This is a genomic window from Paraburkholderia dinghuensis, assembly GCF_003837865.1.
Taxonomy (GTDB): domain Bacteria; phylum Pseudomonadota; class Gammaproteobacteria; order Burkholderiales; family Burkholderiaceae; genus Paraburkholderia; species Paraburkholderia dinghuensis.
Map to the genome: position 1 here is coordinate 112,425 of NZ_RQIS01000014.1, position 13,897 is coordinate 126,321.

Consider the following 13,897-nt stretch of genomic DNA (forward strand, 5'->3'; position numbering starts at 1 on the left):
AATTCGCGGTAAGAACGCGCCCGCTCAGGCAACGTCGCCTGCAGGCGACGCGGCCTGCACCGGCCACCCCTGCAGATGTTGCGCGACGATTTCGCCGAGCGCGGCGATCCACGCCGTCGATGCGTTCAGGCACGGAATACGGTGGAACTCCTTGCCGCCGGCCTTGAGGAATTCGTCGCGCACCTCCATGCCGATTTCCTCGATGGTTTCGAGGCAGTCGGCGATGAACCCGGGGCAGAAGACGTCCGCACGACGCACGCCGCCCTGGCCGAGCTCGCGCAACGTAGGCGCTGTGTACGGCTGAAGCCACTGCGCGCGGCCAAAACGGGACTGGAACGTGACGCGGCACTCGATGGGCGTGAGTCCGAGCGCCTGCATGAGCAGCGACGCGGTTTGCTGGCACTGGTCGTGATACGGATCGCCGAGATCGAGCGTGCGGCTCGGCACACCGTGGAAACTCAGCACGAGGCGCTCGCCCGCCGCGAAATCGGGCCGACCATGTGCGTGCCAGTAGTGGTGGACCTGCGCGGCGAGCGCGGCGATATAGGCCGGGTGGTCGTGATACGCGCGCACGGTGCGGATTTCCGGCTGGTTGCGCATGCGCCGCAGCGCGGCAAACGCGGCGTCGAACGCGGTGGCCGTCGTCGAGGCCGAGTACTGCGGATACATCGGCACGAGCAGGATGCGCTCCGCGCCTGCGAGCTTGAGCTGGTTGAGCATCGCAGGGATGTCGGGCGTGCCATAGCGCATCGCGTAATCGACGATCACCGTGTAGTCGTTCACATGCAGCAGCTGGCGCAGGCCGTCGGCCTGCTTCTGCGTATGGACGCGTAGCGGCGAGCCTTCGGGCGTCCAGACGGCCGCGTATTTTTTCGCCGACGAGCGCCCGCGCATGGGCAGGATCAGCCCGCGCAGGATGACTTGCCAGACGGGTGCGGGAATCTCGACCACACGACGATCGGAAAGGAATTGGGCCAGATAGCGGCGCACGGCACGCGGCGTGGGCGCGTCGGGCGTGCCCAGATTGATGAGCAGCACCGCGACGCGATGCGCGACAGCCGATTGCAGCGGCCGCTCCAGATCGAAACGCATAGGCGGTCAGTTGCGCCGCGCGGAAGCGCGGCAACAGTTGCACAAGGCAAACATTATAGCGGCCGGGTCAGACGCGCCCACCTGGCCGTCCGGCCGATGGCGCGCCGAATGCAACTGCCCGATGATGATCACGTGCTCAGTTCTGGCTGAGCGTGAGCGAAAGGAGGCGCGCGGTAATGTCGACGATGGGAATCACACGGTTGTACGCCATGCGCGTCGGGCCGATCACGCCGAGCGTGCCCACGATCTTGCCGTTGACTTCATACGGCGCCGTGACAACGCTCATTTCCTCGATCGGCACGAGATTCGACTCGCCGCCAATGAAAATCTGGACGCCCTGCGCGTGGCTCGATACGTCGAGTAACTGCAGCAGGCTCGTTTTCTGGTCGAACACGTCGAAGAGACGGCGAAGCCGCGCCATGTCCGAGGAAAGATCGGCCACTTCCAGCAGATTACGCTCGCCGGAGATGAGGACGGTCTCGCCGGTGTCGGTTTCGTCGGTGCTCGCGGTCACCGCCGCGTGCATGAGCGTGGTCATGTCACCGCGCAGCGCGTCGATTTCGTCGCGCAGGCGCTGGCGCACTTCGTCGAACGAGAGGCCCGCGAAATGCGCGTTGATGTAGTTCGAGGCTTCGACCAGTTCCGACGGCGCGAAGTCGCGCTGCGTCGCCATGATGCGGTTTTGCACGTCGCCTTCCGGCGTCACGATGATAAGCAGGATGCGCTTGTCCGACAGGCGCATGAACTCGATCTGCTTGAACACGTGGCTGCGTCGCGGTGTCATCACCACGCCCGCGAACTGCGTGAGATTCGAGAGCACGCTCGCCGCGGCCGCCACAACTTTTTGCGGCTCGCCCGGGCGCAGCGTCGTCTTGATGACACGCGTGACGGCTTCTTCATCGGCCGCGTGCTCGACGGTGAGCATCGTATCGACGAACAAACGGTAGCCGCGCGGCGTAGGTATACGCCCCGCCGACGTGTGCGGGCTGGACACCAGCCCCAGCTCCTCGAGATCCGACATGACATTGCGGATCGTCGCCGGGCTCAACTCAAGACCGGAATAGCGCGAAAGCGTGCGCGACCCGACCGGCTGACCTTCGGCGATGTAGCGCTCGATCAGCGTCTTGAGGAGGGTTTGTGCGCGGGGATCTAGCATGAGGGAAAATTTTAGCCTAATGGCGCGACGGCGGCGAGTGGACGCCCGGCCGCGCCGGGCGCCGCCGGAGCATCATCGCACGGCAGCTCGTCCGGACGCGACCGTAACGATTGTGACGCGCGAGGCGGTCATCACCACGTCACCGATTTTAACGGGAAATGCGCGAGGCGCCGCCGCCCGCCCGCGGGGGCCGCCAGGTTCTTTTCATGACCTGACTATGGTGTAATGCCGGCATGCAGACCCAGAAGATTTACAGCCAGTTCAAGACCGTTGCGCTTGTCGGACGCAGCCAGACGCCGGGCATCGGCGAGCCGTTGATCGCGCTCGCGCAGACCATCTCGAAGCTCGGTCTAGCGGTGGTGTTCGAGGCGCAAACAGCCCAGGAAATCGGCGCAAGCGGCTATCCCGCGCTCCTTCCCGACGAAATCGGCACGCGCGCGGATGTCGCCGTCGTGCTCGGCGGCGACGGTACGATGCTCGGCATCGGCCGCCAGCTTGCGCCCTACGGTACACCGCTCATCGGCATCAACCACGGGCGGCTCGGCTTCATCACCGATATTCCGTTCAAGGATATGCAGGAGGTCGTGCCGCAACTGCTCGCCGGCTCGTTCGAGCGCGAGGAGCGCATGCTGCTGGAGTCGCGCATCATGCGCGACGGCGAGCCGATCTATCACGCAGTCGCGTTCAACGACGTCGTCGTGAACCGCAGCGGCTTCTCGGGCATGGCGGAGCTGCGCGTGAATGTCGACGGCCGCTTCATGTACAACCAGCGCTCGGACGGACTGATCGTATCGACGCCCACGGGGTCGACCGCCTACGCGCTCTCGTCGAACGGTCCGATCCTGCATCCGCAGCTCAAGGGCATCGTGCTCGTACCGATCGCACCGCACGCGCTCTCAAACCGCCCGATCGTGCTGCCGGACGACTGCAAGGTGAGCATCCAGATCGTCTCGGGCCGCGACGTCAACGTGAACTTCGACATGCAGTCGTTCACGTCGCTCGAACTCGGCGACGTGATCGAGGTGCGCCGCTCGCGCCATACCGTGACGGTCCTGCACCCGGTCGGCTACAGCTATTACGCGACGCTGCGCAAGAAGCTCCACTGGAACGAACATCCGTCGCTGCACGACGACCCGGAAGACTGACGCCGTCGCAACCCGAACGCCCATCCAACACGCCAGCAGCCAGACGCCAGGACCCATGCTCCGTCATCTCTCGATTCGCGACTTCGTGATCGTCGCGGCGCTCGACCTCGAATTCGACAGCGGCTTTTCCGTCTTCTCCGGCGAAACCGGCGCGGGCAAATCCATTCTGATCGATGCGCTCGCGCTCACGCTCGGCGCGCGCGCGGATGCAGGCGTCGTGCGCACGGGCGAGACGCGCGCCGACGTCACGGCCGAATTCGACGTGCCGCCGCACGTCGCCGCCTGGCTCGACGAGCAGGCGCTCGCGAGCCCCGACGGCGACGGCGTCGTCATGCTGCGCCGCGTCGTGGATAGCGGCGGACGCTCGCGCGCGTTCATCAACGGCACGCCCGCCACGCTTGCGCAGTTGCGCGTAGTGGGCGAAATGCTCGTGGACATCCACGGCCAGCACGCGCACCAGTTGCTGATGCGGCCCGACGCACAGCGCGAACTCTTCGACACTCACGCGGGCCTCACGGATCTCGCTGCCGCCGTGACGCGCGCGTGGCGCACCACGCGAGACGCGCGCCACGCCGTCGAACACGCGCTCTCGCGCGACCGTGAGTTGCAGCTCGAACGCGAACGGCTCGCATGGCAGCTCGCGGAACTCGACAAGCTCGCGCCACAGCCGGGCGAGTGGGAGGAAGTGAACGCCGAGCATCGGCGGCTCTCGCATTCGGCGAATCTGATCGATGGCGTGCAAGGCGCGCTCGCCGCGCTCTCCGAGTCGGACGAGGCAATGATCTCGCATCTGAATTCGGTCGTTTCGAAGCTTCGCGATCTCGTGGAGATCGACCCGGAACTCGGCGACGCACTCGCCGCGCTCGAACCGGCTGCAATCCAGTTGCAGGAAGCCGCATACTCGCTCTCGCACTACGCGCAACGGCTGGAGCTTGATCCCGCGCGGCTTGCGCAGGTGGAGAAGCGCCTCGACGCTCTGCATTCGGCGGCGCGCAAGTTCCGTCTTCGGGCCGAGTCGCTGCCGGAAGAACACGCGGCGCGGCGCGCGCAACTCGCGACGCTCGACGCCGCCGCCGACCTCGACGGCCTGCGTGCCGCAGCGGACCGCGCCCACGAGGCGTATCTCGTCGAAGCGAAGCAGCTCTCGAAGGCGCGCGAGAAGGCCGCGAAGGCACTCGGCGCGGCGGTAACGCAAGGCATGCAGGAACTCTCGATGCAGGGCGGCAGTTTCGAAGTCGCGCTGGTGCCGCTCACGAACGGTGCCGGCGGCGAAGGCGGCGGCGCGCATGGTCTGGAGCAGATCGAATTTCGCGTGGCGGGCCACGCGGGCGTGCCGTTGCGGCCGCTCGCGAAGATCGCCTCAGGCGGCGAACTCGCGCGGATCAGCCTTGCCCTCGCCGTCATCGCAAGCGCCGCGAGCCCCACGCCGACGCTGATCTTCGACGAAGTCGACACCGGCATCGGCGGCGGCGTCGCGGAAGTGGTCGGCAGGTTGCTCCATCAACTCGGGCGCGAGCGTCAGGTGCTTTGCGTCACGCACCTGCCGCAGGTCGCGGCGCGCGGCGAGCATCACTTCCAGGTCTCGAAGGCAAGCGACGGAAACGGCGGCACGCTCTCGCTCGTCACGACGCTCGACAAACCCGGGCGCGTCGAGGAAGTCGCGCGCATGCTGGGCGGGCTCGAAATCACCGCCACGACGAGGCGTCACGCGAAGGAAATGCTGGCGGCGTGAGCGCGATCCGCGCGACAACCGCGCGACAATGACACCCACGCCCGCGGCATCAACCCCGGTCGCCGAACACCCGCTTCCACAGCGCCAGCACCGCATCGCGCTGCGCCTCGACACTCTCCGGCTCGACGCGCGCGACCTCCATGCCGTCGAGCCGCAAACGGTGCTGCAGCTTGCGATATAGCCGGTACGCCGAACCGATCGTTTCGGCCTCTTCTTCACCCATCAGTCCGAAGCGCGACACCTCGCGCAACAGCGCGATGTTGCCCGTGTTGCGGATCAATTCGGGGTCCTGTGCAGCGTGCAGCAGCACCCAGTACTGCACCAGGAACTCGATGTCGACCATGCCGCCGCGGTCGTGCTTCAGATCGAAAAGCTCGGTGTGGTTGGGATGCCCGTCCTCCACACGCTGCCGCATCTCGACGATTTCCTTCGCGAGCGGCGCCGCATCGCGCGATGTCGTGAGCACCTGCACGCGGATCGCCTCGAACGAGTTGCCGATCGCTTCGTCACCGGCCGAAAACCGCGCGCGCGTCAGCGCCTGATGCTCCCACACCCACGCCGTGTTCGCCGCGTCGCCCTCGCGTAGCTGATAGCGGCGGAACGCGTCGAGATCGGTGACGAGCATCCCCGATTCGCCGTTGGGCCGCAGCCGCAGATCGATGTCGAACAGCGTGCCCGCGCCCGTCGCCGTGGTCAGCCACGTAATGAGGCGGCGCGCGAACAAGGCGTAGATCTCCGAAGCACGCTCGTCATCGTCGTCGTAGAGGAAGATCAGGTCGAGATCCGATGCGTAACCGAGTTCCTTGCCGCCCAGCTTGCCATACGCGATCGCCGCGAATCGCGGCACTTCGCGGTGACGTTTCGGAAACTGCTGCCAGACCGCTTCGATGGTCACGTCGAGCACCGCGTCCGCGAGCGCTGAGAGCTGGTCGCTCACATGCTCGACGGTTAGCAGGCCCCCCAGATCGTTAAGCAGGATGCGGAACACTTCGGCCTGGTGCGCGTGGCGCAGCAGGTCCATCTGCTGCTCCACGTCCGCAGCCGCGGCGAGCCGCACGCGCAAGTGGTGCGAGAACTCGGGCCAGTCGAACGGTGTCGCGATGGCTTCGTCGTCGAGCAGTTCGTCGAGCAACTGAGGATGGCGGATCAGATAGCCCGCTCCCCAGCGCGTCGCGCCCAGCACCTTCAGCACGCGGTTGAGCGCATCCGGGTATTCGGTGAGCAGCGCGAGGTAGGCCCCGCGCCGGCCCACCGCATCGAGCAGGTCGAACATGCGCACGAGCGTGTCGCCGCGCCGCGCCCGGGGCTCCAGCGTCCGCGCGGCTTCGAGCGCGCGCTGCGCCACGCTGTCAAAACGCTGGCGGCTCTTCTCCGGCAGCCCCGCGTAGCGCGACGAGCGCCACATCCCGCGCAGCCTCGAAAGCAGCGGCGCTGGATCGTCGATGCCAAGCCCGCAAAGGCGTTCGTGCAGTTCCTCGTCGGTGCCGTCTTCCGCGAGCACCTCGCTCCACACGAGAGCGCCCGCTGCGTCATCGGACGCAGCGCCGCCGTCGCCGTTGGCCTTGTCGGCGAAGATCTGGTCGAACTGGCGCTCCACGACGTCGCGATGCGCGTCGAGTGTCGTCATTAGCGAGGCATAGTCGTCAAAGCCCATCGAGCCCGCCAGCGCCGCGCGTTCATCCGGATCGACCGGCATGGCATGCGTCTGAGCATCGTCGCGGTATTGCAGACGGTGTTCCAGTTCGCGCAGGAAGTTGTATGCGCGCGAGAGGTCTGTGCAGACCTCGTGGGCGATCAGCCCGCGCGCCGCCGCGTAACCCAGCACTGCAAGCGTCGGGCGCACGCGAAAACCCGCGTCCTGGCCGCCGCGGATCAACTGGAACACCTGGGCGCTGAACTCGATCTCGCGGATGCCGCCGCGCCCGAGCTTGATGTCGTCTGCCTTGTCGGGGCGCATGTGGGCGCGGCGCTGCGCTTCCTGGCGGATCTGGACGTGCAGCGACCGGATCGCGCTGATGACGCCGAAGTCCAGGTAGCGGCGGTACACGAACGGCTTCACGAGCGCATCGAGTTGCGAGGCGAGGCGCAGCCCGCTCTCGCTTTCCTCCTCCGAAACGAGCCGCCCCTTGATCCACGCATAGCGCTCCCACTCGCGGCCCTGCACGTAGAAATATTCTTCGAGCATGCCAAGGCTGCACACGAGCGGCCCCGAGTCGCCGTTCGGCCGCAGTCGCATGTCGACGCGAAACACGAAGCCGTCCGCGGTCACATCGGAGAGCGCACCGATCAGGCGCTTACCCATGCGCGTGAAAAAGTCCTGCGCCGCGATGGGCGAGCGCTGGCCGCCCGTTGTTTCGCCGTCGTCCTCGTAGACGAAGATGAGGTCGATATCCGACGAAACGTTCAGTTCGCGCCCACCCAGCTTGCCCATGCCCACGACGCCGAGCGTGAGGCGCTCGCCGTTCGGCCCGCGCGGCTCGCCAAAAAGCGCTTCGAGGTCGGCGCTGAGGACCGCCAGCGCGCGCTGGATTGCGACTTCGGCGAGATCAGTCATCGTTCCGGTGATTTCGTCGACGTCGGCCGCGCGCGCGAGGTCGCGCTCCATGACTGCGCAGATCGTCTCGACGCGCAACTGGCGAAGCGCTTTCTTCAACTGCTCGTCGGTGAGCGGCACGCCAGGCACGCCGCCCGCCTGCGCACACAGCGCATCGAGGCGCGCAACGAGGCGCTCGCGCGTGAGCGGCTCGGCGGCCAGCGACCTGACCTGCTCTGCGAGATCGGAACGGGCCGCGTACGCGCGCGTCGCGTAGCGGGAATAGCTGGAACTGATAAGAGTCAGGTCGGTCATGAAAGCGTGGCTCGCTGGGGCGCGGCGGCGGCGGCGTGCGTGTTGGCTGGCGTACCGGCCCGTTGGCCGGGGTCGATGCAAAATCACACAACTGCGCACGCAAACGCACAAACGCGCAAACGCAGGCAAACTGCAGATGCGCAAGACGCGCGGCGCAGCCACCCAGTGATCTCCGGATGTCCGTCACCACGGCCCCATGTGATACATTTCGTGGTCAGAACGCAACGCTATCACACCGTACCCGCAGCAGCATGTCCGAGCGAAACGATCCCGCCGGCCCGCATCAAACCGGACATGCCACCCGGGAGACCCCGGATGCGCCCGAGCACCACCATCCCGTGCTGCGCCACACGCTGCGCGTGCTGGCCGCCATTGCGCTCGTCCTCTATTTCATCGTCGCGGGGCTGCTGCTCGGACTGCGTTACGTCGTCCTGCCGCACATCGACCATTTCCGGCCTCGCATCGAAGCCGTCGTCTCCGACAAAATCCACGCCGAATTCCGTATCGGCAAGCTCGGGCCGCACTGGCTCGATTTCCAGCCCGGCATCGACGTCACCGACCTCACGATCCGCGACCGCCACGGCGCCGTCGCGCTGAGGGTGCCGCACGCGACGGCGACGGTCTCGTGGCGCTCGCTTGTCACGTTCGAACTGCTGCTGTCGAGCGTGACCGTGGAGAAACCCGACGTGCTGATCGCACGCGAGGACGACGGCACACTCACCGTGGCGGGCGTGCCGGTGCCGACAGCCCACACGGGCAACGCAACGTTCACCACCTGGCTCATGCGCCAGCAGGCCATCGTGCTGCGCGGCGGCACGCTGCGCTGGCACGACGCGACGCGGGACGTGCCCGATCTCGCGCTCAACGACATCCGCCTCGCGATCCTCAACGACGGCTACGACCACCGCGTCGCGCTACAGGCGCCGAGCGAGGGCACCGTGCTCCACGGACCGATCGACTTCCGCGCGCACTTCAGGCATGCACGCGATACGCCGGCCGGCAAGCCCGCCGACTGGAACGGCAACGCGTATCTCTCGACGGGCCCCGTCGATCTACCGACGCTCGCCGGTTACATCAAGATACCGATCGCAACCTATGCAGGCCGCATCGACAACGCGATCTGGGCGCACTTCGCGTCTGGCCACCTGCTCTCGGCGACCGGCGTGCTCGACGGCAGGGACATCGCGTTGCAGGTCCGCCCGACGCAGCCGCGCCTCGACCTGCCCATCGCGCACTTCGCCTGGCGCGTGGGCGTGCAGCCCGACGACTACACGCTGCAACTGCGCGATTTCCACGCCGAACTCGGCCAGCCGCCGCTCGACGACGGCACGCCGCTTGTGCGAACGCTTGCGCTCACCACGCTCGACGGCCGCTTCCGGCAGCAAACGCTCCAGCATGGCCAGTTGATCAGCGTGGCGGGCGATCGCATCGACCTCGGCATACTTGCCGAATTCATGCGCGCGCTACCGCTGCCGGGCCGCGTGCTCAATGCGCTGGTGCGCTTCAATCCACAGGGCCTTGTCGCGAACTACGACCTGTCGCTCGAACGCGCGTCGCCCGAATCGGGCGAAGCCGCCTCGGAGCAGCGCGCGCCCATCGTCGAGCCGGTGACCCACTACCGCTTCAAGGGTGACCTTCAGGGAATCAGCCTGGCCGCTCAGGAGCCGGGGCCGGGTCTCACGCCGCGCGGCCACCCGCGCGCGGGCCTGCCTGGCTTCGAGAATCTCTGGGGCCACATCGACGCCGATGAAAGGCGCGGCACGTTCCAGCTGGACACGACGAAAGCCGCCGTGACGCTGCCAGGCGTATTCGACAATCCGCGCCTCACGTTCGACCGGCTCTTCGGCGCGGGCAAGTGGACGGTCGCGGACAAGCGCGAACCGGGCGAACTGCACAAAGCCTTCGTGGTCGATGTCTCGACGTTCGGCGTCCAGAACGAAGACGCTCGCGCGACGATGACGGCGCACTACTCAAACCCGGGCCACGGACGCGGCGCGCTCGACCTGAAGGCCGACTTCGAGACGGCGCAGGTCAAGGCGATCCCGCGCTACCTGCCGACGGGCTTGCCCGAAAAGACCCGCACCTATCTTGGGCACGGCCTGCAGGGAGGCGTCTCGAAGGGCGCCACGATCGAGGTCCACGGCGACCTCACCCTGTTCCCCTACTCGCGCGCACCCGATGCGGGGCAGTTCCGCATCGTTGCACCGTTCACACGCGGACGCTTCGACCCGACGCCGTTCCCGCCCCGCACGCTCAGGAACGGCTCACCGAACGTGTGGCCCGCATTCGACGATATCGACGGCGTGTTCACGCTCCACGAAAACAAGCTGCGCTTCGACGTCGCGCGAGGCCGCTATCGCGACTTCGTCCTGCGCGACGTGAATGGCCGCATCGACGACCTCGGCACCAAAGCGTCGGATCTCGTCATCACAGGCACCGGCCGCGGACCGCTCGCGGATCTGCTCGACTACGCGAACAACAGCTCGCTCGGCTACATGTCGAAGCACGCCGGGGAAAAGGTGCGCGCGCAAGGGCCCGCAACGCTTGCGCTCACACTGGACATCCCGCGCATACCCATGCCTAAGGTGCGCGCGGAAGGCACGATCGGTTTCGAGAACAACATGCTTGCCGCCGACAACGTGCCGCCGGTATCGAATCTCACCGGGAAGGTCCACTTCGCCAACCACAGCGCGCAGGTCGAGCAACTGACGGCCCGCTTTCTCGGTGGTGCCCTGCGCGCCAGCGGCGCACTGCACCCGGATGGCCGCTATGCATTCGACGTCTCGGGCGATGTCGCCGTCGATGCGGCGCGCGGGTTGAACCTGCGCGGCGCAGCAGCGGCCGCGCTCGGGCGCATGAGCGGCGCCGCGCCTTACGCGCTGAGCGTGAGCGGCAGGCAGGGGCATCTTCCGGACGTGAAGGCGAGTTCGGATCTGACCGACCTCGCACTCGACCTGCCCGCGCCGTTCGGCAAGCCCGCCGGGCAACCGATGCCGCTGCGCGCCGAACTGCAGCCGGGCACGGGCGATGGCACCGACGCCGGGAATCCGGCGGCGTTCCAGCACGCGGATGTGACGCTCGGGCCGCTGGTGGCGCGCTACGTGATGCGGCGCGTGCCGGGGCACGTGCCGGACGTGGTGCGCGGCGTGATCGCGATGAACCGTCCCGCGGAACTGCCATCGGAAGGCGTGATCGCGACCATCGACACCCCGACATTCGACGCCGACGCATGGCGTCGCGTCGTGCAGGAAATTCGCGGCACGGCTGGTGCGAGCGCGGGTGCTGCCGGCGCCAGTGGCACGGGCACCGGCGCGACACCGGCGGCAAGCTCCGCGCCGGCACGCCAGTCCGCGGCTGACGCGGCGCCGGTCGTCACGCCGCCGCGTCCGGGTCGCGCTTCGTCTGCCGATGCTGCTGCGCTCGCCACATCGCGTGAACGCGGCGCGTTGCCGACGTCCGCTTCTGAAGCGGTGGCGAGCCTGAGCGCCTCGCCCACGTCAACCGCCGACCGAGGCCAGACCGCAACGGCCAGCGCCACCACCGCCGCCACCGCCGCCGCTGCCACGGCTGCCCCAACCACCCCGGCCTCCGACGCCGCTTCGTCCACCGCAGCGCAGTTCATGCCCGGCGGCGCGTTCGCGCAATACGTGCCATCACGGTTTGCGGTTCACGTCGGCACGCTCACGCTCCTCAAGCGCCATTGGGAAAACGTTGTCGTCGGCGCCACGCGCAGCGGCAGGGACTGGCAGGCGAACCTCGCGTCAAACCAGGTCTCCGGCCACCTCTCGTGGAAGCCCGGTCCCGTCCCCGGCACGCCGGGCACCCTCGAAGCGCGCCTCGCGCGCCTCGTCGTGCCCGCCGCCACCGAAAACGACCTCATCGGCCGGGCGATCTCGGCACCGGTGCAGAACATGCCTGCCATCGACCTCATCGTGAACCAGCTGATCGTGCGCGGCCACGACCTGGGCCGCCTGCAGGTCAACGCGCACAATTTCGACGAGAGCGGCGAGCCGGTCTGGCAGCTCGACGCGCTCGACATCAGCAACCCGGCCGCCCACCTCAGCGCCACGGGGAACTGGCGCACGTCCAGCGAAGTCGCCGGAGAGGATACGCCGACGCCGCGCCGCACCGCGCTCGACTTCCATCTCGACATCCTCGACGCGGGCGCGCTGCTCGAACGCGCAGGCATGCCGCGCACGCTCAAGGGCGGCAGAGGCACGCTCACCGGCGACGTGAGCTGGAACGGAGGCCCGTCGCAGATCAATTACCCGACGCTCAACGGCAACCTCGCTGTCGATCTGCGCCACGGCCAGATCCTCAAGGTCGATCCGGGTGTGTCCAGACTGCTTGGCGTGCTGAGCCTGCAGAGCCTCGCGCGCTTCGCGACCACGGATTTCCGCGACATAATCGGCGAAGGCCTGCCCTTTACCAGCGTCACCGGCACGGGCCATATCGAGGACGGTGTCGGCCACACCAATGACTTCAGGCTCATCACGGCGCCGGGGCGGGCCCAGATGACCGGCACCGTGGATCTCGTGCACGAGACTCAGGATCTGCGCGTTCGCGTCGCCCCGACCCTCAGCGTCGGAGCGGGTGTAATCGCAGCGACGATCATCAACCCGCTGATCGGCCTCGGCGCCCTCGTGGCCGACTTCGCGCTCTCGCATACGCTCGAATCGGCCTTCACGCTCGAGTATGCGATCACCGGCTCGTGGTCAAAACCGCACATCGAGCGGCTGCGAGGCGATCAGGGTAAGATTGACGCGCAAACGCCCGCAGCCGCGGCGCGTTGAGGGCAATACGGCATCGGGCGGGCGCGGCGCTTGCGCGATGTTTCCCAGTGGATGCGCGCAGAGAGTAAACGCGATTAGTACATATAGCGTCCCGCAATACCGAAGCCACACGGCCGGATTGCCCGTAACGCCAGTCGTCCCGGCTGAAGCGGCGCCAGGGCGTCGCCGGCCACCCCGCCGCCGCATTGCATGAATGATGCGCGGCCTCGTTCCAGAGCCAGGTCAGAATCCATCGATGAGCCCCTCCCCCACCTCGCCGTTTCGCGTTGCCGCATTGCAGATGGTCAGCACGCCCGACCCTGAGCGCAATCTGGCCGAAGCGTCACGCCTGATCGCCGAGGCCGCCGCGAAGGGCGCGCGCCTCGTGTTGCTGCCCGAATATTTCTGCTTCATGGGGTACAAGGACAGCGACAAGCTGAAGGTCCGCGAACCCTACGGCGACGGACCGATCCAGCGTTTTCTCGCGGATATGGCCTCGAAGCACGACGTCTGGGTGATCGGCGGCACGCTGCCCCTCTTCGTGCCCGACCCGGCTCCGGAAGAAAACCGCGTGCTGAACACGTCGCTAGTGTTTGATCCGCGCGGCAAGGAAGTGGCGCGCTACGACAAGATCCACCTGTTCAGCTTCGAGAAAGGCAAGGAATCGTTCGACGAAGCACGCACGATCCGCCCCGGCACCGAAGTCCGCACATTCGACGCGCCGTTCGGCCGCGTCGGCCTGTCGGTCTGCTACGATCTGCGCTTTCCGGAGCTGTACCGCCGAATGGGCGATTGCGCGCTGATCGTGGTGCCGTCCGCGTTCACCTACACGACGGGCCGCGCCCACTGGCAGACGCTGCTACGCGCCCGCGCCGTCGAAAACCAGTGCTATGTCCTCGCGGCTGCACAAGGCGGCGAGCACGAAAACGGCCGCCGCACCTGGGGCCACACCATGCTGATCGACCCTTGGGGCGACGTCATGGACGTACTCGACGAAGGCCCTGGCGTGGTGGCCGGTGACGTCGACCTTGAACGCATCGCCGCCGTGCGCGCGAGCTTGCCCGCGTGGCGACATCGCGTGCTCGACTGCAACTGAACGCACTGAAACGGCAAAGCAACGGCAAAGCGACGACACATCGGGCAATCGAGCAG

7 protein-coding genes are annotated in these 13,897 nt (G+C 67.2%); 4 read left to right on the forward strand and 3 right to left on the reverse strand.

Features of this window, described 5'->3' with window-relative positions; genetic code table 11:
- Positions 1 to 24: 24 nt before the first annotated feature.
- Positions 25 to 1,092, reverse strand: coding sequence for a ferrochelatase (hemH, locus tag D1Y85_RS19180; protein ID WP_124152657.1), 1,068 nt, complete (start codon positions 1,090 to 1,092; stop codon positions 25 to 27).
- 136 nt (positions 1,093 to 1,228) lie between these two features.
- A complete protein-coding gene (gene hrcA, locus D1Y85_RS19185) occupies positions 1,229 to 2,248 on the reverse strand; it encodes a heat-inducible transcriptional repressor HrcA (RefSeq protein ID WP_124152658.1) in 1,020 nt (339 codons plus the stop codon).
- Positions 2,249 to 2,481: 233 nt separating this feature from the next.
- Here hrcA and D1Y85_RS19190 point away from each other — a divergent pair, with 233 nt between their 5' ends.
- Positions 2,482 to 3,393 (forward strand): NAD kinase, encoded by a 912-nt coding sequence (locus tag D1Y85_RS19190; RefSeq protein WP_124152659.1) that lies wholly within the window; start codon positions 2,482 to 2,484, stop codon positions 3,391 to 3,393.
- Positions 3,394 to 3,448: 55 nt separating this feature from the next.
- Positions 3,449 to 5,125 (forward strand): DNA repair protein RecN, encoded by a 1,677-nt coding sequence (recN, locus tag D1Y85_RS19195; protein ID WP_124152660.1) that lies wholly within the window; start codon positions 3,449 to 3,451, stop codon positions 5,123 to 5,125.
- A gap of 49 nt (positions 5,126 to 5,174) precedes the next feature.
- On the opposite strand, the gene glnE is transcribed toward recN, so the two are convergent.
- On the reverse strand, positions 5,175 to 8,135 hold the full coding sequence (gene glnE / locus D1Y85_RS19200; protein ID WP_484217435.1) for a bifunctional [glutamate--ammonia ligase]-adenylyl-L-tyrosine phosphorylase/[glutamate--ammonia-ligase] adenylyltransferase: 2,961 nt from the start codon (positions 8,133 to 8,135) through the stop codon (positions 5,175 to 5,177).
- Between the two features lie 89 nt (positions 8,136 to 8,224).
- Between glnE and D1Y85_RS19205 the strand changes: the two genes are divergently transcribed.
- Positions 8,225 to 12,766 carry a YhdP family phospholipid transporter gene (locus tag D1Y85_RS19205; RefSeq protein ID WP_246024979.1) on the forward strand — a complete coding sequence of 1,514 codons (4,542 nt, stop codon included), beginning with the start codon at positions 8,225 to 8,227 and terminating at the stop codon, positions 12,764 to 12,766.
- 235 nt (positions 12,767 to 13,001) lie between these two features.
- Positions 13,002 to 13,841 carry a carbon-nitrogen hydrolase family protein gene (locus D1Y85_RS19215; RefSeq protein ID WP_124152662.1) on the forward strand — a complete coding sequence of 280 codons (840 nt, stop codon included), beginning with the start codon at positions 13,002 to 13,004 and terminating at the stop codon, positions 13,839 to 13,841.
- Positions 13,842 to 13,897: the final 56 nt, after the last annotated feature.

Coding starts and splice junctions, on each gene's coding strand:
- hrcA (WP_124152658.1), bottom strand. CDS start 2,248: ATGCTAGATCCCCGCGCACAAACCCTCCTCAAGACGCTGATCGAGCGC.
- D1Y85_RS19190 (WP_124152659.1), top strand. CDS start 2,482: ATGCAGACCCAGAAGATTTACAGCCAGTTCAAGACCGTTGCGCTTGTC.
- D1Y85_RS19215 (WP_124152662.1), top strand. CDS start 13,002: ATGAGCCCCTCCCCCACCTCGCCGTTTCGCGTTGCCGCATTGCAGATG.
- D1Y85_RS19205 (WP_246024979.1), top strand. CDS start 8,225: ATGTCCGAGCGAAACGATCCCGCCGGCCCGCATCAAACCGGACATGCC.
- recN (WP_124152660.1), top strand. CDS start 3,449: ATGCTCCGTCATCTCTCGATTCGCGACTTCGTGATCGTCGCGGCGCTC.
- hemH (WP_124152657.1), bottom strand. CDS start 1,092: ATGCGTTTCGATCTGGAGCGGCCGCTGCAATCGGCTGTCGCGCATCGC.